The 24899-nt window shown below is 38.5% G+C and carries 20 protein-coding genes; 9 read left to right on the top strand and 11 right to left on the bottom strand.

Annotated elements, in window-relative coordinates; genetic code table 11:
* Positions 1-257: 257 nt before the first annotated feature.
* The 3 genes from B1C82_RS11610 to B1C82_RS11600 are packed head-to-tail and all read right to left on the bottom strand — an operon-like array spanning position 258 to position 3772.
* The gene (locus tag B1C82_RS11610; RefSeq protein ID WP_086447718.1) at positions 258-2108 is read right to left on the bottom strand and encodes a chloride channel protein; all 1851 of its coding nucleotides are present in this window, start codon (positions 2106-2108) and stop codon (positions 258-260) included.
* Positions 2109-2117: 9 nt separating this feature from the next.
* Entirely contained in the window at positions 2118-2912 is a 795-nt protein-coding gene (locus tag B1C82_RS11605; protein WP_086447717.1) for a hypothetical protein, read from the bottom strand.
* Positions 2912-3772: a CPBP family intramembrane glutamic endopeptidase gene (locus B1C82_RS11600; protein ID WP_086447716.1), complete on the bottom strand. Its 861-nt coding sequence runs from the start codon at positions 3770-3772 to the stop codon at positions 2912-2914. The genes B1C82_RS11605 and B1C82_RS11600 overlap by 1 nt, the downstream gene beginning before the upstream one ends.
* Positions 3773-3851: 79 nt before the next feature.
* Here B1C82_RS11600 and B1C82_RS11595 point away from each other — a divergent pair, with 79 nt between their 5' ends.
* Together B1C82_RS11595 and B1C82_RS11590 are read left to right on the top strand one after the other, a co-directional pair.
* Positions 3852-4763, top strand: a complete 912-nt coding sequence (locus B1C82_RS11595; RefSeq protein WP_086447715.1) for a peptidoglycan DD-metalloendopeptidase family protein — start codon at positions 3852-3854, stop codon at positions 4761-4763.
* Positions 4763-5863: a strictosidine synthase family protein gene (locus B1C82_RS11590; RefSeq protein ID WP_086447714.1), complete on the top strand. Its 1101-nt coding sequence runs from the start codon at positions 4763-4765 to the stop codon at positions 5861-5863. The genes B1C82_RS11595 and B1C82_RS11590 overlap by 1 nt, the downstream gene beginning before the upstream one ends.
* Positions 5864-5905: 42 nt before the next feature.
* On the opposite strand, the gene B1C82_RS11585 is transcribed toward B1C82_RS11590, so the two are convergent.
* Genes B1C82_RS11585 through B1C82_RS11560 form a run of 6 tightly spaced genes read right to left on the bottom strand, consistent with a single transcriptional unit; the run spans position 5906 to position 11881 of the window.
* Positions 5906-7591 (bottom strand): NADPH-dependent assimilatory sulfite reductase hemoprotein subunit, encoded by a 1686-nt coding sequence (locus tag B1C82_RS11585; RefSeq protein ID WP_086447713.1) that lies wholly within the window; start codon positions 7589-7591, stop codon positions 5906-5908.
* Positions 7592-7621: 30 nt separating this feature from the next.
* Positions 7622-8221, bottom strand: coding sequence for a precorrin-2 dehydrogenase/sirohydrochlorin ferrochelatase family protein (locus B1C82_RS11580; protein ID WP_086447712.1), 600 nt, complete (start codon positions 8219-8221; stop codon positions 7622-7624).
* Positions 8218-8994 (bottom strand): uroporphyrinogen-III C-methyltransferase, encoded by a 777-nt coding sequence (gene cobA, locus B1C82_RS11575; RefSeq protein ID WP_086447711.1) that lies wholly within the window; start codon positions 8992-8994, stop codon positions 8218-8220. The genes B1C82_RS11580 and cobA overlap by 4 nt, the downstream gene beginning before the upstream one ends.
* A 9-nt stretch (positions 8995-9003) precedes the next feature.
* The gene (locus B1C82_RS11570; RefSeq protein ID WP_086447710.1) at positions 9004-10245 is read right to left on the bottom strand and encodes a sulfate adenylyltransferase subunit 1; all 1242 of its coding nucleotides are present in this window, start codon (positions 10243-10245) and stop codon (positions 9004-9006) included.
* Entirely contained in the window at positions 10245-11153 is a 909-nt protein-coding gene (gene cysD / locus B1C82_RS11565) for a sulfate adenylyltransferase subunit CysD (RefSeq protein ID WP_086447709.1), read from the bottom strand. Before cysD ends, B1C82_RS11570 begins: the two co-directional genes overlap by 1 nt.
* On the bottom strand, positions 11150-11881 hold the full coding sequence (locus B1C82_RS11560) for a phosphoadenylyl-sulfate reductase (protein ID WP_086447708.1): 732 nt from the start codon (positions 11879-11881) through the stop codon (positions 11150-11152). Before B1C82_RS11560 ends, cysD begins: the two co-directional genes overlap by 4 nt.
* A 600-nt stretch (positions 11882-12481) precedes the next feature.
* On the opposite strand from B1C82_RS11560, the gene B1C82_RS11555 reads away from it, so the two are divergent.
* A complete protein-coding gene (locus tag B1C82_RS11555) occupies positions 12482-14449 on the top strand; it encodes a phosphoethanolamine transferase (protein WP_086447707.1) in 1968 nt (655 codons plus the stop codon).
* Here B1C82_RS11555 and B1C82_RS11550 read toward each other — a convergent pair whose 3' ends face one another.
* Complete coding sequence (locus B1C82_RS11550; RefSeq protein WP_086447706.1) at positions 14450-15433, bottom strand: lysophospholipid acyltransferase family protein; 984 nt, start codon at positions 15431-15433, stop codon at positions 14450-14452.
* Positions 15434-15613: 180 nt separating this feature from the next.
* Here B1C82_RS11550 and B1C82_RS11545 point away from each other — a divergent pair, with 180 nt between their 5' ends.
* The 6 genes from B1C82_RS11545 to B1C82_RS11520 all read left to right on the top strand — a co-directional run bounded on the left by B1C82_RS11545 (position 15614) and on the right by B1C82_RS11520 (position 22907).
* The gene (locus tag B1C82_RS11545) at positions 15614-16744 is read left to right on the top strand and encodes a lipocalin-like domain-containing protein (RefSeq protein ID WP_086447705.1); all 1131 of its coding nucleotides are present in this window, start codon (positions 15614-15616) and stop codon (positions 16742-16744) included.
* Between the two features lie 102 nt (positions 16745-16846).
* A complete protein-coding gene (locus B1C82_RS11540; protein WP_086447704.1) occupies positions 16847-17860 on the top strand; it encodes an ABC transporter permease subunit in 1014 nt (337 codons plus the stop codon).
* Positions 17857-18897 carry an ABC transporter permease subunit gene (locus B1C82_RS11535; RefSeq protein WP_086447703.1) on the top strand — a complete coding sequence of 347 codons (1041 nt, stop codon included), beginning with the start codon at positions 17857-17859 and terminating at the stop codon, positions 18895-18897. The genes B1C82_RS11540 and B1C82_RS11535 overlap by 4 nt, the downstream gene beginning before the upstream one ends.
* Positions 18894-19886 (top strand): ABC transporter ATP-binding protein, encoded by a 993-nt coding sequence (locus tag B1C82_RS11530; protein WP_086447702.1) that lies wholly within the window; start codon positions 18894-18896, stop codon positions 19884-19886. Before B1C82_RS11535 ends, B1C82_RS11530 begins: the two co-directional genes overlap by 4 nt.
* On the top strand, positions 19883-20845 hold the full coding sequence (locus B1C82_RS11525; protein ID WP_086447701.1) for an ABC transporter ATP-binding protein: 963 nt from the start codon (positions 19883-19885) through the stop codon (positions 20843-20845). Before B1C82_RS11530 ends, B1C82_RS11525 begins: the two co-directional genes overlap by 4 nt.
* Position 20846: 1 nt before the next feature.
* Positions 20847-22907, top strand: coding sequence for an AsmA family protein (locus B1C82_RS11520; RefSeq protein ID WP_086447700.1), 2061 nt, complete (start codon positions 20847-20849; stop codon positions 22905-22907).
* On the opposite strand, the gene B1C82_RS11515 is transcribed toward B1C82_RS11520, so the two are convergent.
* On the bottom strand, positions 22908-24878 hold the full coding sequence (locus B1C82_RS11515; protein ID WP_086447699.1) for an LTA synthase family protein: 1971 nt from the start codon (positions 24876-24878) through the stop codon (positions 22908-22910). It abuts the gene before it with no gap.
* Between the last annotated feature and the right edge of the window lie 21 nt (positions 24879-24899).

Raw genomic sequence — 24899 nt, 5'->3', positions numbered from 1 at the left:
TTGAACCAATTCCATAACTTACCCTAACCCATCTAGAATTGGCTGATCTCTTTATTACACATCAGTTATTTTTTAAAAATTTTCCGTATCTTAGCGGAAAGCCTAAAATTGTCCACTAAAATCAAAAAAAGAGCCAATGGTCATTTTTGCTCATAAAATGGCTAAAAAGAATAAAAATAGAAGATAAATACTTATTATTGTAAAAGAATGAACGCTACATATATTTTTAGGTTTTGGAGAAGGAACTAAAACTCAGCTTACGAGCCTGAAACCGGCTTAGCGGATCGAGTCTTTTCAAAATATATGGAAATGATGTCAGCATAACGTAAATATCCCAAATATTTTCCATTCTCTTCCACCGGAATCTTGTCCATCCCCCTGTCCAATAGGGTTTTAAAGGTAGTAGCAAGGTTTGTCCTAACTGAAATCGGAAGAATCGAGGTATCAGTCACATCTTTCACAAGGATCAGGTTCTGGGTGAGATCTCTTCCTTCTAAAAATAAGCGGCTTGTACGTAGAGAAATCATTCCGAAGTAGTTTCCGTTCTCCTCCAAAACGATATAGTCGCTCGCATTGATCTTCAGTGCTTCTTCTTCTAACTGGGAAAGAAGGACAGAAGTCTTGACCTCAGCAATATTTCTCAATCTACTTCGGATATCCTCAATTAAGATACCTTCGAGCAAATCTCTATTCATGTCCCAATCATGAGCAGGAGATTGGAAACGTGTGTTCTTCTGACTTTTATATAAATTCAATTTATGAGAAAGAACAAAGGTGATAATCGAAACAATCATCAAAGGGGGAAGAAGAGAATAACTTCCTATGATCTCGCAGATCATCACCATTCCCGCTATCGGAGCGCTTGCGATACCTGCGTAAAAAGCTCCCATTCCGACCAACACAAAAGAAGCTACTGATACCTGGTAACCTAAAACTAATTTTGCAAATGTTCCAAGCGCTCCACCTAACATCCCACCAATGAATAAGGAAGGACCGAACATTCCTGCAGATCCCCCACTCCCTATAGTAAATGAAGTGGTGATAATTTTTAATAATGCGAGAAGTAAGAAGAAGAGGATGATCTGCAGATCTTGACTCAAATAAGTATCATAACTAGGAAATCGAAAACTACCCTCCAGTACATCTTGTAAGACCCCTGCACCCGTTCCGAGAACTTCAGGCAAAAAATAACCAATGATACCCACAGTAATTCCGCCTAACGCAGGCTTGATCCAAATGGGGAGTTTCCAAAATTTGGACCATTCTTGTATGAATTGAAATACCCTAATTAGAAAGGCCCCATTCATATAACAGACTATCCCCAAAAACAAATAAAAGATGAGTTCTTTATATTCTATAAATCCTATCTCCGGGACTTTATACACAGAACCAAAACCATTAAAAGAAGAGTAAGTTAAGAAAGCTGTCACAGAAGAAATGATACAAGGAACCAATGTATCACTTTCTATATCTTCTCTGTACATCATCTCTACAGAAGTTAGTGCTCCTCCTAATGGAGCATGAAAAATTGCACCTAGGCCTCCTGCAGTTCCCGCGAGTAATAAAGTGCGTCTTGCTCTTGCACCCGCTTTAGTAAGATTTGCCACTAAGGAACCGAACCCAGCTCCAATCAAAGAGATTGGGCCTTCTTTTCCTCCACTGCCACCGGAAGATAAAGTGAATATGGTAGCGATGGATTTAATCAAAGGAACTTTCGGATCTACTTTCCCCTCCTTATTATGAAATGAATCTATTAGCGAATCTGTTCCTGTGCCCGCTGAATCAGGAGAGAATTTCCATATAACTAATCCGGCAATCAATCCTCCTAAAGATGGAAGAATCAAAAGAGCCCATCTTCCTAGATAAATCGAAGTAATCGGTTCCAGAGAAACGAAATACTCCCCTCCAGAATGTGTATTATGTAAACCTGATATAGATTCTAAAGAAATGTATTCTGCCCAGGCGAGCGCTCTGGAAAAAAGAAGGGCTCCTAGACCGGAAACGATCCCGGTTAAAACACAATATAAATATAAGGATCTTCTACCCTTAATCGTGAAATAAGATGAGATCGGTCTTTGCCGGAATTCTGCGTAGATATTTCCGAACATTGAGTATCCTTAAAATGATTTGGAAACCGAAATCTCCATGATCCGATTATGAGTGTAGGTATCTTGCCAACCACCTATCATCCTATATAGTCTAGGAAGGATCAATAAACCAATAAAGACGGGCGCCCCAGGAGAATCCAAAACGTTTCCAGAAGCTGTAGGCTTAAAGAAGTAAGATTCAAGAGCACTGTTTTTTTCCATTGTAGTAGTCGCATAATAATATCCAACTCCTGCGAGCAGAAGATCAGTTACGATATATCCGAACATACTTTTTAGCCTATCTGAACCTCCATACACTGGAGATTTATACGAGTTATAAAAAACAGAAGCCGCAGGTTGGACAAGTGCTAAAGACTCGCTCCAAAAATAATTCTTACGATAAGGCTCAAACTTTGCTTCATCCGAAACATCTGCGTAATTGGAAAGTCCACCTGTTAATTCTTTTTTGGTAAGTTCTTCTTGTAGAAAATTCCTAAAAACTCTTTCCGTTCCTTTTTTAGAAGATTCGATCCGGATCAAACTCATCTTATCTCTTTTTGCAAGTCCTAAAACGAATACATCTAGTTGTAAGGGAGAATACCATTTCGTAGTGTATCTAAATGCAAAACCTTTCGTGTTTTGGTTAGATAATACTCTATCATAAGTTAATTTATTTAATGCAGAAAGAAGTCTTATGTCATTCTCTCCCGGATCACCCTCTAATTCAAAAACTTCCCCAGCGTATATAGAAGAGAAAGAGGATAAAAAGAGAAATACGAATAAGGTATTTAGGATTTTATGTTTAAAAATTTTTTGCATGTTCATTAAGAGATCCGATCCCCAAGTAGAAATCCGGCCAGAAGCATGGATGCATTATAAGTGATATGTGCTGTCACAGGCACCCATATATTACCGGTTTTTAAATAAGAAATTCCAAATGAAAATCCTACAAAGATGAGAAGGATCGGAGCCACATATGATCCCCCATTAAAATGTACCACTCCAAAAATAACTGAAGTGATTATGAGTCCAATAGAACCTAAGTTTTTTTCTTCAAAGTATTTAAGTAAAAATCCTCTAAAGAAAAATTCCTCAAAAATACCAGCTCCGAATGCAATTGAAAGCAAGGTCCATCCTAGTAGTTTCCAATTTAAGAAAAGATTTTTAGTAAGGATGATTTCCAAATAATTGGATTGAGGTTTACCTATAATAAAGAAGATCAGACTACTAGCTACATTCACAAAACAGAATGTAGCAAATCCAGTCGCGACACCTGCAACTATATCTTTTCCGCTCGCTGAATCGGTAAATTCTGCAGTTTCAATTTTAGCTATTTTTCGGATGAAAAAGAAAGAAGGGACAAGAAAGCATAATCCCCAGATAATCCTGTCTAAGGACAATAACCAAGGACGTTTAGTAACAACGAACTCTGTATATTCTCTAACTGCTTTTTCGGCGGAAGCAGGTTCATTCCAAACTACGCTGGAAGGTACTGTATTTACGACTTCTTTTGCCTTAACAAAATTCTGCTTAGGAGCCTTGAGAGATAGAGTACTTTCTACTTGGAATCGGGTGACCCTCATATAGGAATACATACCAATGAACAGTACAAAAACCTGGATCAGACCCATGAGCAGAACATCTCTACCAGGCGCGAGCTTTTGATCTTCCTTTTCTAAATCCATTCCAAAGGGCCCTTCCAATCATTTATGGGGGATTTTTTGCGTCATTGTTTTTTTATAATCTGCCGATTAGAGAAAAGATATGCCTTCCTTCAAAAGACATCTCATTTTGTTATCCGCACTTATACTACTCTCACTAAACGAGGTTCACGCGGTTTACGATCGCCTTCCATTAAAAAGTTTAGAATATTCGGACACGAAGATCATCCGAGTCCGAGAAGAGATAAAATATAATCTTCAAATTTCAGTTTCTAACTTGGACCAAAAAGATCTGGTTCATCTTAGATTCTTAGTCTACAAAGTTGGACCCAAGGATACTTTCTTTAAGATTATGGCCAGGACCGGAATGGACTTGGACACTCTTTCTTCCGTAAATGAACTTGCATCTCCGCAAGACATATATCCTGGAATGGAACTTTTGATTCCGAATATGAGAGGAGTTTACGACTCGGAAGAACATTCTCCCGACGAGTCCACTCGCAAAAAAGTTGCGGCCCGTTTTCGTATCTCTCCTAAATTCTTATACTATGATGACCTCAGAAAATCCTGGTTCGTTCCAGGAAGAGGATTACCTAAAGAAGAGAAAAACTTTTTTTACGGACTGGTATTTTCAGATCCATTAGCAGAAGAAGGAAGAGTAAGTTCCAAGTTTGGAAGAAGAAAGGATCCGTTCACTAAAAAGGATACTTTTCACGGTGGTATTGACCTGGCTGCGGAAGAAGGAACACCGGTGTATGCGTCTGCGGATGGAGAAGTTTCCTTTTCTGGTACAAGAGGCGGTTACGGAAGTTTAATCGTTTTAAAACATGGATTGGGTTACGAAACCAAATATGGGCATCTAAGTAAATTGTTGGTAGCGCCTGGCACAAAGGTCAAAAAAGGTGAGTTGATCGGAAAAGTTGGAATGAGCGGAAGAGCTACCGGATTTCATTTACATTTTGAAGTGTTAAGAAATAGTTTGAGACAGAGGCCCATTTTTAAGGGTCATGTCTAATGTTCCATCGATCTCTTTCTAACCCAGCTATTAGGATACTAATTCCTTCCGTTCTTATATCTTTGATTTTCGGGATCTTTATTCTTTTCGGTTGGGCAAAAACAGATCCAACAGACTATGATCCAGATGATATCATCCGCCAAGAAGAAAAAGATATATTATTTATTTCTAATGCGGTAAATGAAAAATCTACTATTGAAAAACCTTTCGGTCTTGCAATAGATTCCAGAGGAGCCATTTATACCGGCTCATCGGATGGGAATATATACAAGATCAAGACTGATGGACAATTGGAATTATTCGCTAAAACCTCAGGACGAGCGTTAGGAATCGTATTTGATGGAAAAGAAAATTTAGTCGCCTGCGTTTCCGGACTGGGACTTGCGTTTTATGATTCTAAAGGAAACGAGAATGTACTTCTTCGAGAAGATTCGGAAGGAAATGCATTAACCAATCTTTATGGTCTAGACATCGGATCCGACGGAACAGTATACTTTACGGAAGTCAGTAGAAAGTTCTCCTTTGAAGACTCCTATTTGGAAGAGTTAGAGTCTAAACCGAATGGTAGAATTCTTTCGTACAATCCTAAAACCCAAGAAGTAAAAACAGTTTTAGAAGATCTATATCATCCAACCGGAATCAGTTTATCTTCTTCCGAGGATTTTTTAGTCTTTGGAGAAAAGTATAGACATCGTGTGTCTCGCTTTTGGTTAAAAGGGAAGAAGGCCGGAAAGGATCAGTTCATGATCACACATCTGCCTGGAAGCCCAGCCTTGATCAGTTCAGATTCTGAAAGAAATTTTTGGATCGCTTTATCTTCTCCCAGACATATTGCAATTGATAAAATACAGAATTTTCCTCTTTTGAAAAAGGCAATTGCTGCACTTCCATTCTTTTTTCGACCTTTAGAAGGAGAATTAGCTTATATTCTCTCGATGAATGAAGAAGGAGATATTAGTATTTCTTTAATGGATAATACTTCAGATAAATTGGGATCGATTACTTCTGCTTTGCAGTACGGTTCCGGAGTTTTACTCGCAGGATTTTCTACTCAAAAGGTATGGAAGTGGAAATTGGAAAGTTTGGAAATGTTTTTCTAAACAAAAAAGCGCCCCGACTGGAGCGCTTTAGAAAAGTGAAACTTACATCGCTCCTAATAATTCTCTGAACTTATCCAAGGAATATCGAGCAGCAAAGTCTCCGAATCTTTCATCGGGGTTTCCTTCTTTTTTCCAAACTTCAAATGCCTTCTCTAGTTGGACAGGAATGTCTGCAAATGGAACTTTTTTAGCAACATAGTCACCTACTTTAGTTCCTTCCGGATTTCCTCCGAAGAATAAGGAGTATTTTCCACCTGCCTGTTGGCCGACGATTCCGATTTCCGCAGAATAAGGTCTTGCACATCCATTAGGACATCCGGTCATCCTTACAATAGGGGCTCTATCGTTTAAATCCAGCTTATCGATCACTTTTTGAATGGATTCCAATAATTGAGGGAAGGTTCTTTCGGATTCGGTTAATGCTAATCCACATGTAGGAAGAGCAGGACAGGCAAGCGCACGATCATACAAAGGTTTAGGAGAAGCAGGATTAATATTATAATCTTTTAATTTAGATTCTAATTTTTCCTTATCTTCTTTTTTGATTCCCATCAAAACTAAATCCTGATCTGCAGTTACCTGCACACTCAGTTTAAAAGTAGAGATAATATCTTTCAAAGCAGTCTTTAACGGCTTCTCAGGGAAGTCTTTAATCCTTCCTGAAAGAGTATGGAATCCTAATGCAAGAGTTCCATCCGCTCTTTCTGTCCAACCAAGATAGTTTGGAGTTTCCCATTTAGGAAGTTTACGGTCGATATCAAATTTTGCACCGGATCTGCGTTCTACTTCGGAGCGGAACCATTCCACACCCTTCTCCGCTAAAACATATTTCAAACGAGCATGTTTACGGTTAGTACGATCTCCGAAATCTCTATGAGAAGTTACAATACCTTCCGCAACTGGAATCAGATCTTTTTCGGGGATCCAACCAAGTAAGTCCGCCGCCCTAGGATAAGTCTCAGCTTTATTGTGAGTCATTCCGAGCCCGCCACCTGCAAAAGCGAAATAACCGTCTATCGTTCCATTTGCATCTAAGGTCGCTGCAAATCCCATATCGTTAGTGTAAATATCGACTGAGTTATTTCCTGCAAGAGTAACTGCTATCTTGAACTTTCTAGGAAGATAAGTAGTTCCATAAATAGGATCCGGCTCGTCCTCTTTATTAAGCTGTTTTTCACCTAACCATAGTTCAGCGTATGCATTACTCTTATATTTAAAATGGTCTGATAATAATTGAGCGATCGGATCTAATTGTGTAAGTTCCTTATTTCCCCAGGGATTCAAAGCTTGAGTCACGTTTCGCACAACGTCGCCACATGCGCCCATAGTAGAAAGATTCACTTTATGCACTGCCTGCATGATTGGTTTCAAATCTTTCAAAAGGATTGTGTGCATTTGGATGGATTGTCTAGTAGTTAAACGTAGAGCGCCACCGCCAAATTTATCGCCAAGATCGTTCCAGACCAAGTATTGGTCAGAAGTAAGTCTTCCTCCAGGGATCCTTCCGCGGATCATAAAAGAGGTTGGATTTTCTATAAATTCTCCAGCGTCATCTTTTCTACGGTCCCTGTCCTTTTGCTGGTACATTCCGTGGAATTTGATCAATTGTTTATCGTCTTCCTCGAAACCATCTGCACCTGTTTCGATAGCAGTACCGATCTTTCCTCTTAGTCCCTTAGAGGCGGTTTTAATATGCTCGACTTCGCTAAGTTCTTTTTGTTCTGACATCGATCGTATTCGTCCTTTTGGATTAGCTTCCTATGATTTCGTATCCGTTGATAAGTATTTTTGTTTAAACTCGCTCAGCAAAAATTTGAGAGCAGTTTTCCTTTCTTCCGGATCACCTAGTTTACGTTTGCTCAAATTACGGATTTCTAATAAATTTTCCAATTCTTGATCATGGTCCTCAGGAAGGATCTCTTCAAGAATAGTGCGGATGGTCCCGGCCAGTCCCGCAAACCCTCCTTGGGTGGAGACCGCCACACGAACCGGCCCCCTATCAAAATATGCTGAAGAATAAAAATCACAAAGAGAAGGATCATCTGCACAATTGATCCAAATCTTCTTTTGCTTAGCGTGTTCTACTAAGTTACGATTGGTCTGCCTATCATTTGTAGCAGAATATACGAGATCAAAACCGTCCAGATCTGAAACCTGAACTTCTCTTGTTTCTATCTTCGCATCTTTCACGGAAGAAAGTAAACGGACAGTTTCCGGCTTGAATTCTTTAGAGATAACTGTGAGCGCACAGCCGGTTTCTTTTAGGTGTTGTAATTTTTCGAGGGCAACATTTCCGCCACCCACTACTAACACCTTTTTATTTTCTAATTTTATAAAAACAGGGAGAAGTTTGTTCATACTTCTTCTCCTTGGGAAGCAAAACCCTGAAAGTCCAATTCAGGATTTTCTCCGATCAAATGAACAACCGGACCAATATAAATAATTCCAGGCCCTGAACTTTGTTTGGATAAACCTTCTTCTATAATTCTTCCCAAACTAGTGACAGTTGTCTTCTGGTTTTTTAAACTCGCGTTCTCTACCAAAGCTACTGGAACAAGAGAAGAAGCTCCGTTATTGATCAAATTTTTGGAGATCTGTTCAATGGAAGAAGTTCCCATAAATAAAGCGATTGTACCCTTGAACTCTGCAAACCATTTCCAATCAGTATCTTCTTGCAAAACGGTGTGACCATCCATGATCAAAACCTGTCTGGACAATCCTCTATGTGTTAAAGGAAAACCTGCTCCGGAAGATCCTGCACTCAATGCACTCACGCCCGGAACGATCTCGTAAGGAATTTTATATTTTCTTAAAGTGAGTAATTCTTCTCCGCCTCTTCCGAATACGAAAGGATCTCCTCCCTTCAAACGTACTACTGTTTTACCTTGGAGAGAATATCTAACAATCAGTTCCTGGATCTCTTCTTGAGTTGCGGAATGCTGCCCTGCCCTTTTCCCTACATAATGAACTAGTGCAGAAGAAGGAAAATATTCCAAAAAGGAAGAGTCTAATAGTGCGTCGTACAGAATTACTTCCGCTTTTTCTAATATTTTCAGGGCTTTTAAGGTCATTAATTCCGGATTTCCGGGACCTGCACCCACCAAATATACTTTTCCAATATCGGTCTTCATTAGACTAGATCAGTAGGCTCCTACGATCATCCCGGCACCCACTGTATTATTGGTACCTTCATCCACCAAAACGAAACTTCCCGTTCCACGATTTTCAGAATAACTATCGAATGCGATCGGTTTTGCCGTTCTGATCTTGATCCTTCCGATCTCATTCAGCGCAAGTTGAGAAGATTCCAATTTTTCGTGAGTTTGAATATCTATCCTAAAGGAGATTTCCTTAACGGCTGATTTTACAGAACCTGTAGTCTGTCTTAAAAGGTATTTATTTCCTGGAACCAAAGACTTGGCATCCATCCAGCAGACCTCAGCTTCCAGATCCTGAGAAACGGTAGGTTGGTGTTTGTCTACTACGATCATATCGCCGCGACTAATATCTATTTCATCTTCGAGTAAAATAGTAACAGACATTGGAGCAAAAGCTTCCTCTACTTCGCTTTCGTATGTGTTGATAGATTTGATCTTAGAACGTAATCCACTAGGAAGAACTGCAATTTCATCTCCCTTTTTAAAAACACCACTCCTAACTTGACCTGCATACCCTCTATAGTCGTGATGATCTTCGGTTTGAGGACGGATAACATATTGAACCGGAAATCTAGGTTCATGTTTAGTTTCGTCCACTTCGATTTCTAGATCTTCTAAATAGCCAAGAAGAGTTTTACCTTTCCACCAAGTCATGTTTGGAGAAGGATCTACAACATTGTCTCCGTTCAAAGCGGAAATCGGGATGAATTCCAAGCCTTTAAAATCCAGATCAGAAGCAAAGTTTTTATAATCTTCTACTATTTCCTCAAAACGTTCTTTAGAAAAATCCACCAAGTCCATTTTATTCACGCAGATAACTACATGAGGAATTTTTAATAGAGAAGCTATATAAGAATGTCTGTAAGTTTGTTCGATTACTCCCTTACGAGAATCGATCAGAATAATTGCAAGTTCTGAATTAGAGGCACCAGTCACCATGTTTCGAGTGTACTGGATATGCCCTGGAGCATCTGCTATGATAAACTTTCTTTTAGGCGTGGAGAAGTATTTATAGGCCACGTCAATTGTGATACCTTGTTCTCTTTCCGCCTTAAGTCCATCTGTAAGAAGGGCTAAATTGATCTGACCATTTACTTGGCCTGTTTTTTCAATTGCCTCTAACTGATCTTGGAATACAGATTTGCTATCGTAAAGAAGACGACCAATCAATGTAGATTTTCCGTCGTCTACACTTCCTGCAGTAATAAAACGTAATAAATCCATCAGAAGTAACCGCCTCTTTTACGTTCTTCCATCGCTGCTTCCGAACGTTTATCATCCAATCTGGATCCTCTTTCGGTTGTTCTAGAAGTCTGGATCTCGCGAATAATATCATCTAAAGAGTTTGCTTCAGATTCCACCGCTGCTGTGCAAGTCATATCACCTACGGTTCTAAAACGTACCGTTTTCTCTTCTACCTTATCAGAAGAATCTAAGGTTACAAATTCTGAAACAGGGAATACCACATTCTCTCTCCAGACGATTTGTCTTCTATGAGAAAAATATAATGAAGGAAGAGGGATATTTTCAGATTTAATATATTCCCAAACGTCCAGCTCAGTCCAGTTGCTGATTGGGAAAACTCTTACGTTCTCTCCCACATGGATCTTTCCGTTGTATATATTCCAAAGTTCAGGTCTTTGCAATTTAGGATCCCAGCTACCAAACTCGTCGCGCACTGAGAATACTCTTTCTTTTGCGCGGGCTTTCTCTTCATCTCTTCTGGCTCCACCTATACATGCATCAAATTTGAATTCTTCGATTGTATCTAATAATGTAACTGTTTGGATTGCGTTTCTGCTTGGGAATTTTCCTTTTTCCTCTACGGCTTTTCCTTGGTCGATGGAATCCTGAACGTATCTAACGATCAGTTTTTCGCCGATACGATTTGCAAGATCATCCCGAAATTGTAATGCTTCCTGAAAGTTATGACCTGTATCGATATGTACCAAAGGAAACGGGAACTTTCCTGGACGGAATGCTTTCAGTGCAAGATGGACTAAGGTGATCGAGTCCTTCCCCCCTGAAAATAAAAGCGCAGGTCTTTCAAATTGGGCGGCAACTTCCCTAAGTATATAAATGGACTCCGCCTCTAGTTGTTGGAGATGCGACAATCGAGTTCTAGTCGTCATACTTCTGATCCTTTTTTTCTTACCAGTTTTCCATCCACCCAATGCAGTCCGCATTCTTTCGTGGATTCATTCTCCCACCACCAACGGCCGGCTCTAAAATCTTCGCCTGCCATGACCGCTCTCGTACATGGAGCGCATCCGATACTGGGATATCCCTTATCATGGAGTGGATTGTATGGAATATGTTTATCTTGGACGTACTGTTGTACTTTCTCCCAAGACCAATCCAGAATAGGATGGAATTTCAAAATATCCCTTCCTGCATCCAGCTCCACTTTGGTTAAATTTTCTCTGGAACCAGATTGATCGTTACGAATTCCGGTGATCCAAATTTTAGCTCCCTCTAAAGCTCTGTTCAAAGGGACAACTTTACGAATATGACAACATTCTTTTCTATTTTCTATAGAATCGTAGAAGGAATCAGGTCCCTTCTCATTGATTAAATCTTCTACCGCTTGTGCATCTGGGAAGAATGTTTGGATACGCTTACCATACATTCCATTCGTACGTTTATGAAGTTCATAAGTTTCAGTGAACAATCTGCCGGTATCCAATGTAAAGATACGAATGTCCAAATTTTGGGAATAAATTGCGTGAGTAATAACCTGATCTTCAAGGCCGAAGCTGGTGGAAAAGACTGCTTGTCCCGGAAAATCTTGGGAGATTTTTGCCAGAGAATCTTCTAAGCTCAGACCGTTTAATTTTGCTTCCAGATCGGATGGACTCATCGAAATCGAACCTTTAAGTATTGGACGGACCTAAATTGAGGATGACCAATATAATGTACCAAAGTTTTATATATTGGATTATTTGTAAAGTATAGTTGATACTATATTACAAGGTTCCCACTAGAGCCGGTACAGAATAGAGAATTTTTATCGAATATAGAAATTCTCCGATTTACTTTGAAAATCCTAGATCTCTGCCGAATTTACTGTATATTTTATTTTTCACTGAATGTACTTTCAGTTATGTCACCAAAATTTGGGACACATTTGTCGGCTCAGATAGACTCGAAGCATGCTATGAAATAATTTATTTCCAGCCGTACAAAACTTTTTATACACTCATTGTATACTCTTCAAAAAACCTAACCATCTATTTTCAAAGAACGTCTAACTCCGGATATTCGACTGAGACTGGGTCTTAATTCTTTTTATTGGATTCGTTCAATTTAAAATTAAGAAGAATGAATTAGAATCAATCTACATCGTAACTGAACATCGGTCTAATATTCGTTTTTTATAACTTTCTTTTTAGCCCTTGAGAAGGTATGACATACTTGGTGTAATTGACGAATTACATATCTTTAAGAATTTTGGATAAAGATGGGAACTATAAATAAAAAAAATATACTAGAGATATTCTCCCGTTATTCTGTCTGGGTTTTGCCTGCAGTAATACTAATTTCAGACATCATTGTCAGAGATGAGATATTACCTACTTTTAAACCTTTGCAGTGGGCGTTTTATTTTCTCTCATTCATTTATTCGGTAATTCTATATTCTGCCGCGATCATTCTCCTCAGAATACTCTACCAACAAAAATCTAAGATAGCATACTATATCGTATTCTCTCTGATCTTGTCTTTTTACGTCGGAACATTATTAGGTTCTTATGGTTACTACGCGTATACAGGGATCATGCCTAATTTCTTCGTGTTCTCTTTTATATTCCATGAACCATTGAACAGTTGGACAATTGTTGAAGGAGGATTTACCAAATCCTCCTTAGTCTTCGGACTTATCGCCTTTATCGTTTTAGGTGCTTCTCTTTGGTTCACTACAATAAAGGAACCTTTAAAGTATAGATTCCAAATGCCTGTGCGGATCGGAGTGGTGATCGTTTTTTTGGCGATCAGCGGATTCTTACATAATAATACCAGATTTAATGACCAAGTATATGTTTCTGATACAAACACGATCGCATTCGTATGGAGAAACTTATACAATCAACTAACGGGAGATAGTTTAGGATCAGCAGGATTACAATCCAGGAACCAACCTAGACTTCCTCAAATGGGTTCTAACCCTAAATTCAATGTTCTATTTGTAGTAACAGAAAGTTTAAGGAAAGGAAGTTTAGGAGTATATGGTTACGAAAGAAATACCACTCCTTTCATGTCAAAATTCGCACAAACTGCGGATCGCAGCCAATACTTCCTATTTAAAAGGGCATATTCAAATTCGAGTTCTACTCTTCTATCTTTTCCGAGTATATTAACGGGTGTCTCTCCTTCTCAACCAGTTCCAATGACTCATACTTATCCATTATTCTGGGAGTATGGAAAATCCGCAGGACTATCTACATTCTATATCACTAGCCATAACCTTCAGTGGAATAATTTCGAAGGATTTTTTAAAAACTCAGGGATCGATTTCCTCTGGGATAAAGAAAAAAGCGGCCTAAAAGTATTTAACGATATCGGGATCGATGATCGAGAAACAGTAAAAGAATTCAAAAGATATCTTACAGGATTCAAGAATTCAGGTAAAAGATTCGCAGGTGTTTTACACTTCAATACAAATCACTTTCCTTATATAGTCCCAGAAGATTCTCGATTCTTTGCAGTAGATTCTGTCCCAGACCAGTATGATAACTCTGTTCGTCATATGGATAGCCTTCTGGAAGATGTTTATGCTTATCTTAAGAAAGAAGGTTTCTTAGAGAATACTGTAGTGATCTTTACTTCAGATCATGGGGAATCTCTTTTTGAGCATGATTACCTGGGACATATAGATAGCAACTATGTAGAAACTGTAGCGATCCCAATGTTGTTATATATCCCTAATTCTCTGAAAGAGTCAGTGAATCTACAAGCAATACGCAGAAACACAGATAAACCTGTTTCGAATACGGATCTGATCCCTACATTCATAGATATTCTGAATCTAGAAAATAATTCAGCAATCAAGAGATATGCATCAAATCTAGAAGGTAAATCCTTGCTTAGAGATATTTATGGAGATCGCAGGATCATTATCACTAATAATAACGAGATCTCTCTGTATAAAGTTGGGATCAGCTATATTAAGGGAAATTATCATTATATAATGAATCTGAATTCTAATCCTTCTAAAGAACGTCTATTCGATCTTTCTAAAGATCCGAAAGAGTTGAAAGATCTTTGGGCAGAAGCTAGTGAAGAGAACAGGATCAACTTTAGAGAAGTAGTAAAAGACTGTAGAGTCTGTGTGGAACTATTCACGTCCCAAGGTTTGCAATATAAAGCTTCAGAAGAAGACCTGGAAACCGCTGAACTGAAAAGAAATTCTCTTAAACCTACAGCATTTTAATTATACTTTAGATTTTTCAGAAGAAGATTTAAATTCTTTCCAAAACTTATCTAGCTCTTCTTTATTTTCCGGCTTGGTATGCCAACGTCTATGCAGCCAGAAATAATCCCCAGGATGTTTATAGACTTCTTCTTCTAAACGTTTTACCCATTTGTAAGTAAATTCTCTTTCCCAAAGTTCCGGGTCCTTTCTAGGATCCAGATTTGGTCTTTCGAATTCTTCTACATGAAAATATAACTTTCCGGTTTTATCATACCAACTGCTGCAGAATAAAATTGGCACATCAGTCATTCTGGCAAATGTTGCCGGTCCTAAGAAAGTAGAAGCCATATTTCCTAAAAATGGAAAGAAGGACCCTGTCTTGCCTGCGTCCTGATCCGATATAAACGCGACTAACTTTCCTTGTTTTAACAAAGTTAATGCCTTCCTAGGACTTTCATCCGTATAGACTAGCTTAATTCTTTGAGAGGCTCTGTTTTTTTCGATCCAAGCGTTGGACCAAGGATTGGATTGTCTTTTTGCAAATACGTACAAATCATTTTTAGGAGCAGTATAACAAATGGAAACTCCCATCGTTTCCCAGTTACCCAGATGGCCTAAAACTAGAATCCCACCTTTTTCAAATAGCCTGACATGCGTTTCTTTATCAGGTAAGAAGGTTACCCATTTATCTATGAACTTTCTGTTCATTCTAGGTTCTTCACAAAACTCGTTAGCCATATGGGAAAGGTTTCTGAGGTTATGAAGAATATACTCTTGTATCTCTGATTCTGATATTTGAGGGAATGCAGTACGTATATGTCTTTCGATCCTTTTTTTAGTCGCGCCTGTCGTTTTGGCCAGGAATCGAATAATACGATATAGGATCTTTCCCCTAAGGACATAAGGGAAGATAGATAGGGTTCCTACCAATATTCTTGCGAATACATATTGTAGGAATTTTTTGACTTTTTGTCTCTCGCTTCTGGGTTTAGGATTCGCCATAATATCAATCCCGTGTTTAAAAACAGATCTAAAGATCTCCCACGTATTTCAAATTTTTGGATCTTCTCCGAATCTAAAAATAAAAAAAACGAATCGATTGAATACTTAAAAAGAAAAAGAAACCATGGTCGGGTCTAATTTCTCAGGACTTTGTCCGAAATAGAATGAAAAGGACGATATATGCCCTTCCAATTTTTAACAAATAGAGTCGTAAGACCAAATAAAACCTCCAGGATTCTCGTTTCAGTTCTGTTCTCATCTATGCTCTTAATCTCGAGTGGAAGCGGATTCGCTGCCCCTAAGACCGATCTAAAAGAGGGCCAAAGCAAAAGTTTTAAATTTCCCCAAGATCATTTCTTTCATAAAGGCTACAGAGTAGAATGGTGTTATTTCATTGGTATCTTAGATACGGAAGAAGGTAAAGAGTTAGGATATGAGTTAAGCTTCTTCCGAGCTTACCTTGGACCCAAAGTTGCATTGTATCCTGTTCACTTTGCAATTTCCGATCTGGAAGACGAAAAACATAAGATCTCCCAAACCATCGAAAGAGAATTAGGCGGAGTCGCCGGCCAAGACAAGAGTAACTTATGGAGCGGGGACTATCGTATGGAAGCCACCGGTCCTGCAGATTTTAGGATCTCTGCTTTTCCGAGAACCGACTCAGGCTTCGGCTTGGAATTGGAACTCACCGCTAAGCCAAAAAATATTCTGATTCATGGCAAAAACGGAAAATCACTCAAGAGCAGAAAGAATCCAAAATTTTTCTCCTATTATTACAGTATTCCTCGTTTAGAAACCAAAGGTTCTCTTTATCTAGAAGGAAAAGAATATCATGTCAAATCCGGCACAAGTTGGATGGATCATGAATGGAGTAGTCCAGAAGGCACTGAAGCCGCATTCGATCTTTCCTCCAAAGATATTTCCTGGGATTGGATCTGTATACAAATGGAAGACGGTTCCGATATCATGGCATTCAATTTCAAGAACAGAGCCGGAGACATCGAAACTTTTGGGACTTACCGCTCTCCCGATGGAAAAGTAATCTCTCTAGAAAATGAGAACGATCTGAAATTTGTTCCAGAAGATAAAACCTGGAAAAGTGACCAAACCGGGAATTCCTATAAATTACGATGGAAATTAATTTCCGAACGGTTTAATTTGAATATCTCGCCCAAATTCGAAGAGCAGGAATTCGACGCAAGATCTAGCACTGGACTAATTTATTGGGAAGGCGCAGTTAAAGTCGGTGGAGATATAGAAGGAAAATCCGTAAAAGGAAAAGGTTACCTAGAACTAAAACCTTTCCGTTAATTGCAGATTAATACGGAGAAAAAACCTTTATCCCTGGCAAACACTATGGAAAATTGTTCGATGCCCGAGGCGGGTCTTGATTTTTAACGGACTTAAATCAGAATGAGAAATTATTTTTTAAAAAGGATCTTTCTGATCGTTCCCACTATCCTTGGAATCACTTTCCTAGTGTTTATTTTATCCCACTTGGCCCCGGGTGGACCCTTAGAAAGGGAGATCGCAAAATTAAGAGGATATGGCAACGAAGATGGAGCCAGATCTTCTCTCATCAATAATGAAGAAATAGAGATCTTAAAACAAAAACTACGTCTGGACAAACCATTGCCAATCGCTTATCTGTATTGGCTTTGGGATGTGGCAAGTTTGGATTTAGGAGAATCCAGATTACATTCTCGCCCAGTAAACGAACTCATTTTCGAAAAGATACCTGTTTCCCTCACATTTGGTCTTTCCGGATTTTTACTTTCGTATCTAATCTGTATTCCATTAGGAATTCGTAAAGCGATCCAAAGTGGACAAGCATTCGATAGCGGAACAAGTATCATAATTTTAATAGCATACTCGATTCCAGTATTCGCACTTTCAATGTTGCTATTATATTTGTTCTCTTCCGGTGAAGTGTTTTCCGTATTTCCTCTTGGGCATGAATATTCGGATAATTACGATGATTTGGATTTTTTTGAAAAGATTGTAGATAGAGCAGAGCATATGTTCTTACCGGTACTCTGTTATGTTTCCGGATCTTTTGCCATGCTTACTCTTTTAATGAAAAATTCTCTCTTGGATCAGATCTCTAAAGAGTATGTTAGAACTGCAATTTCTAAAGGTTTAACCTTTAAAGACGCAATTTACAAACACGCTTTTAGAAATAGTTTAATCCCAATTGCCACAGGATTTGGTTCTAATTTAAGTTTAGTCTTAGCTGGATCTTTAATTATAGAGCTTGTATTCAGTATAGATGGGATCGGCTTACTTGGTTTCCAAGCAGTTACAGAAAGAGATACCAATCTTATGATGGGATTACTGCTCATCCAAAGTTTTCTTTCTCTGATCGGAAACATTCTTTCAGATCTTTGTTACGTAATCATCGACCCTAGGATCAATTTCGAAGCATGAACTCTTTAGCCAAAAGAAGATTCGAAAAATTCAGATCCAACACAAAAGCCTGGATCTCTCTTTGGATTTTAGGGACTTCTTATATCATTTCCTTATTTGCGCCCATACTGGCAAATAATCAACCTTGGATCGTTTCTTACGACGATTCTTGGAAATTCCCTATCTTCTTCCGTTATACAGATAAGGACTTTGGCGGATCCGAATATTCCCCCATGAATTATAAAAAACTAAAATTAAGGGAAGATTTTGCAGAAGATGATGATAACTGGATCCTTTTTCCTCCTGTTCCTTATGGATACAACGAAGACAATTTAGAAACGATTGATGACAACGAAAATCCGCCTTCTCCTCCAAGTTTAAAACATTGGCTAGGAACGGATGATAGAGGAAGAGATGTGTTCACTCGGATCTTTTATGCATATAGAAATTCGATGAGTTTCGGGCTCATCTTAGTAGTTATAGAATTTCTCTTCGGAACAATTATAGGCGGTATCCAAGGATATTACGGAAAAAGAACAGATATCATACTGCAGAGAATTATCGAAATTCTATCTGCTATTCCTTTCTTATACTTGATACTCATCATGGGTTCTTTTTTTGGAAGAGGATTCATCGTACTCGGGATCACTTATTCCGCATTGAGCTGGATAGGTATCAGTATGTACATGAGGGGCGAATTTTACAGATCCAAGGCTCTTACCTATGTGGATGCGGCAAAAGCGTTAGGTGCTAGCTCTTGGAGTATTATGAAAAATCATATTCTCCCGAATGCGATCACTCCACTTGTGACCTTCTTACCTTTTGCACTTATCAGCTCGATCTCCATCTTAAGTGCACTCGACTTTTTAGGTTATGGAATTCCTGCGCCTAACCCTTCTTGGGGAGAAATGATAAGCCAAGGAAGGGATAATCTCCGAGCTTGGTGGCTGATCGATTTTCCTTCTTTGGCTTTGGCAGCGACTATTCTTCTTTCATCCTTTATTGGGGAAGGGATACGTGATTCTTTTGATTCTAAGGAGAAGGTAACGTACGAATGAATTCGGAAGCAATTCTCCAAGTATCGAACTTGAATTTAGAACTTTCTAAAGAAGGGAAGTTCGTGCCATTATTAGAAGATATTAATTTTGAGATCAGAAAAGGAGAAGTTCTCGCTCTCGTAGGCGAATCTGGTTGCGGAAAATCAGTATGTGCTGCTGCGATCACAAAATTACTTCCTCATGAATCTTTTAGATACTCGAATGGAAAGGTAATATTCCAAGGAACGGATATTCTTCAAACCGACTCTGAAACTTTAAGAAAGATCCGAGGAAAAAAAGTCTCATACGTATTCCAGGAACCCTTCTCCGCTTTAAATCCTTTAAGCAAAATAAAAGACCAAATGACAGAAGGATTTTTGGCACACGGACTCGGAACCCGCAAAGAAGCTGAAGATAAGGCCGAATATCTTCTTGGAGCAGTAGGAATTACTGACATAAAATTAAGGATGAATTGTTATCCTCATCAGTTGAGCGGTGGGATCTTACAAAGGGTCGGGATCGGGATGGCATTGATGTGTGATCCTGAACTTCTGATCGCGGATGAGCCTACTTCTGCATTGGATGTTACAGTCCAGGCCCAATTGGTAGAACTCCTGCTTAGACTCAAAGAAAAGATGAACTTATCCGTACTATTCATCTCTCATGATTTCGGTTTGGTCAGCCATATCGCTGATCGAATCTGCGTATTGTACGCGGGGCGAATCGCTGAACTTGGAACGGTAGACCAAATTTTGGATGAGCCAAATCATCCATATACAAAAGACCTTTTAGATTCTTTGCCTTCTCATTTTTCGCAGACCGGAGTTTTTAAACCGATCGAAGGAAGATTACCTTCTCCTGGAAATTATCCTAAGGGCTGTCATTATTCAGACAGATGTAATTTTGTATTCTCACATTGTCATACTGTAAAGCCTATATTAAAAAATACGAATGGATCCGGACATCTTTCCGCATGCTTCTTAAATGAGAAGAAGGAGCTTGCAGGATGAAACTTTTAGAGATCAAAGATCTGAATGTAAGCTACGGAAAAGAAGGTTTCTTCGGCGGAAGAAAATCTGTAATCAAAGCTGTTGAGAATGTTAATCTAGAAATGGAAGAAGGAGAAACCTTCAGTCTAGTAGGAGAATCCGGCTGCGGAAAGTCCACTTTAGGCAGGGCAATACTCAGACTTCTAAAATCAGATTCTGGATCCATCTTTTTCAAAGGAAAAGAGATCTTAGATCTAAGAGAAAAAGAATTTTTACCTCTCCGAAAACAGATCCAGATCGTATTCCAAGATCCTTATTCTTCTCTGAATCCAAGAAGAAATATTAAAGATATTTTAACTGAAGGATTATTTATCCACGAAAATTATACGGATGAGAAAGCTGAAAAAGAAGCAGCCGATATTTTGGAAAAAGTAGGGCTCTCTCCCGAGATCCTAAATAGATATCCTCATGAATTTTCGGGAGGACAAAGACAAAGGATAGCTATTGCTAGAGCGCTTATTCTAAAACCCGAATTTATACTTTTTGACGAAGCTGTTTCGGCTTTGGACGTATCCAACCAGGCTCAGGTACTTCTTCTATTACAAAAACTGAAAGCTGATTTTGGTCTTTCTTATTTGTTTATCTCTCACGATTTGGGGATCGTAAAATCTATCTCAGATAAGATCGCTGTCATGTATTTGGGAAAAATCGTAGAGATAGGCACAAAATCCCAAATTGCAGACAAACCTTCTCATCCTTATACAAAGGCTCTGTTTGGAGCTGTATTCGAAGTAGAAAATCGAAAGATCCGAAAAACTCCTCTCCAAGGTGAAGTGCCAAGTATATTAAAAAAACCGAAAGGTTGTCATTTCCATACTCGTTGCCCAATCGCGAAAGAGATCTGTTCCGAGACTACCCCTGAATGGAAAGACTTAGGCGAAGGCCATAAGTCCTATTGTCATTTTCCGGACGGAAAATAACATGCGCTCCTGGGATGTACTCAATCGGTATTTAGAAGAGAACAAGATCCGATATATCTCTGCTATCGGATTCTTTATATTATTATTCGTACTGATCGTTTATATACCTTTTGTTCAAAGGAAGGATGTATATAAAGAATTTATACTAGACCGCCTCAGAAGTTCAACCGATCTAGATATCAAAGTTGCAGATTCGGATCTATACCTTCTACCCTTTCCCGGGATCGAATTGGATCAAATTGAAATTCGAAAAGACAACGTACTTATTGCTGTCAGCGATAAGGTAGATATAGATATTTCTTGGTTCGGTCTTATCAAAAGAGTAATAGAGATCAGAGATATTTCCATTAACGGAGGATCCCTTCATCTGGAAAGAAGGAAAGACGGATCTTTCGATATAGTAGAATATTTGAATGGAAAGAAGAAGCAGATCGAACAAAAGAGCAACGTAAAAGAACTCCTGGATGATGTAAACTCTCGAATCGGATTTTCTACCGAGGACTTTTTTGCAGTAAGTCTGAAGAATATCGAAATTGATAATTTTACATTAGTATATAACGAACAAAGCCATGATAAAAAATATATAGTATATTTCAAAAAGTCCCAGGCCTCTGTTTCATTTTACGGAAAGGATGTAGACCTTTTATTCCAAGGAAGAATAGACGATCAACCTATCGACTTGGAAATGACAGGCGGTCTGCAAAACTTCCCAGTAAATTGGGAGAAATTACAATTCAGTGCAATCTTAAAAACGGAAGAACTTTCTCTTTCATTGCTTAGAGAAATATTTAATATTTTCCCGGCAGGAGATTTCTCCAAAACAAAGCTTTCCGGAAGAACAGAAGTAGTAAAAGAAGAAGGCACCATCTTCAAATTTAAGGTCCGAAATCAAGTAAAGGATCTTGCTTATAAAGGAGGACTTCCTTTCGGAAATATCAGATTGAATGTGGACTTTGATCTGGACCTAATCAATAAAAAAGTATCCTTTCCTTTTATAGAAGCAGTTTGGGAAGGTGTAGCAAAAGCCTCTGCAAAAGGAAGTGTCAATTGGAAGAACAGAAGTTTAGGTCAATTTGATATCAAAGCAGATTATGGAGACTATCACAATCTTTTAAAAATAGGAAAACTATTTCGTGTCAGAGATGACCTCTTCGATCCGAATTCTCCTCCAGGAATCTTCTATTTTACCGGAGAATTAAATAATATTTTTGCATTCAAACATAGATTTGCTCATATCAAAATGGAAGCAAAGTATGTGGACCCGCTCCTTTCTATCCCGAATTTCCATGCATACATCTATAACGGAGAAATATTAGGAAAAGCTAAAATATATCCTGATATACCGAAGATAGAAGTGGAAGGGGATGCTCATAGGCTTCAAGTAGATAAGGTTCTTTTACCTTATTTATCCGAAAAAATTATGGAAGGCGAACTTTCTAGTTGGTTTTCTTTCGAAACGCAGATTAGAAATCATTCTAGAGATTCTGTGACTGAACTTTTCGCCAATATGAAAGGGATCGGGAATATCACCATCAAGAATGGAGAGCTAGTTGGTTATGCAAACTTCATGATCCCAGTCTTGAACACACTAGGTAAAATTATCGCATTCAAAGGAGTCGATGGAAGAGAATTAAAATTCGAAACTCTTAGATCTGATGTGAAAATTTCAGGCAACGAAATGTATTTTCCCAATTTGAAACTAGAAATTGAAAACAGCGGAATGGATGTAGACGGGAAGGGTACAGTAGGCTTTGATCAAAAGATAGATATGAGATTACATCTTCGCTTAGGTGGAAAATATATAGGTAAAGGTTTGCAGATCCCAATTATTTATGCAGGAACTTTTGGAAAGAGTATACCTTATGTTGACCCTATCTGGCTAGGAAGTGTATATACTGGTATGACTTTACTCGGGCCTTATCTCATTCCTTTGGGAGGACCTTACGCAGGTGGTGTCGCAGGGTCCGTGATCGGAGAATATGTCCGAGATCTTTGGGACGGCGTTACCGGCCTATTTGGCGGAAGCAATCCCGAACCAGACAAAAAACAAAAAGAGAAATAATTAATACTCTTTCCTTTCCAATTCTTCCTTAGTTGGAAATACTAAATTCTGATTCATCAATTCGTGGCTCAAATTCAGGAAGGCTCTCGCCTTATTAAAATGAGAATCACAAATCTTAGGCTGAGTGTCACAAAGACTCACTTCTTCTCTTGGACCTTTTGCAGAATATTTTAAATTACGATTTCCATCCACAAAATGGATATAGAATAGATCGGACTCTATCCAACCGATTAGATTTCCATATGCAAAATAAGCAGATTCCGTTTTTTTAGGAGCAAGTAAATTTCTTCCCATAGCTGAGAAGTAAGCCTCTTTTCCAACAAGTCCTAAGATAGTAGGGATAACATCTAGCTGGGAAGCGTCTCTATCGTCTATTGCAGGTAATATTTTTCCTGGAGAATATATTAGAAATGGAATATTCCTATCTTCATAATAATCTAAATAACGATGGTGAGTATGATCCGCCACAAATACAAAGATGGTATTATCAAAGTACTTGGATTTTTCGGCACGATCCATAAAATCTCTAACAGCCCAATCAGCATAATGATATACGTTTAGATATTCGAAGTCTCTTTCATCCTCCTTAAAGATCCTAAATTTTGGATCCGGAGCTCGATAAGGATAATGTGTGGATAAGGTAAGAGAAACTCCCAAGAAAGGTTTTTTGGATTCTGAGATTTTTTCATGTAGTACTTGAAGTACATCTGCATCATCATAACCCCAGGCTCCAATCTTAAATCGATCCAGTTTAGCGATCTCTTTTTCGCCCATAACAGTATCGAATCCCCAATGAGGCATTAAAGTTGCTTTATTATCAAAACTTAAATCTCCACCGGTTACGAAGAATGTATCATATCCTAAACCTTTGAAAATATTTCCGATACCGGAAAAATTTCCTAATACTTGGTGAGTTCTAACCACCGTCAATCCCGGTCGATCAGGCAATCCAGTCAGGATAGACATCATACCATTTGTCGTTCTTCCACCTGAGGCAAAAAATCTGGTATAAAATCTACCTTTTCGTAAAAGTTTATTAAAATTAGGAGTGAGTTCTTTTCCGAAAACTTTTCCATCACCTATTGGATCTATAAATTTTCCGGTCCAGTTTTCCAGAAGGATCAAAACTATGTTCGGAGGTTTTCCGTTATTAGTTTGTTTCTGTTTTCTTAATAGAGGATATTTCTTCCCAACAAATTCCGCACCATCATAAGAGATCTCTTCCCTAACAATACGAACTGACTCTTTAGTTTCCAATTTTAGATAATTCGGAATGGACTGGCTTTTCAAGTCCATGATAGAAGTGAACACACCATTCAATGCAATATTGTTCACGAAAGAATGTCCGGAAACGATCGCATTACTCGCTCTTAATGGAGTTTCTTGAACTCCTCCTCTGATCGCAAAAACAACTAATACCAAAACAACGAAAGATAAAATGGAGTCCCTTTTCCAAGACTCAGGCTCGTGTTTGTACGGATTAAATTTTAAGAAAAGATAAGTGGATAAAGGTAAAAATACCAAAACCAAAAGCGAAGCGACTACCGCCAAAAATGGATTCTGTTCAAAGGCGGATTTTAAGATCACACCCATGTCCCTTCCGATAAATACAAATCCCTCGTAACCTATATGTTTGTTCGCATTCTCGAAATAAACTATATCCGCGATCAAATGGGAAAGCATCCAAACGCTGATGACGATTGGAAAATAACCCCAGAAAAAATTAAAAAACTTAAATCGATTTAAATAAGGAAGACAAGAGAGAAAAGCGAACGGCCCTAAGATCATTCCGATCACGGAAATATCGAACCGAAGTCCTACCAAGATCGCCCACAAAACATCTTTGGTTTCAGCGCCTTCTAATCTATAGGAATACACCCAAAGAAATGCTGCTTTATAAAAAATTAGAATGAGAACATAGTAGATGGCATATCCGCCGATCAATTTAAGATTGCTTGGTAAACGTTTCATCTTTTCTAATAGATTAGAATT

The organism is Leptospira venezuelensis, from assembly GCF_002150035.1.
Lineage (GTDB): Bacteria > Spirochaetota > Leptospiria > Leptospirales > Leptospiraceae > Leptospira_B > Leptospira_B venezuelensis.
Note: the sequence above shows the minus strand (reverse complement) of the source record. Positions and strands in the feature narration are given on the sequence as shown.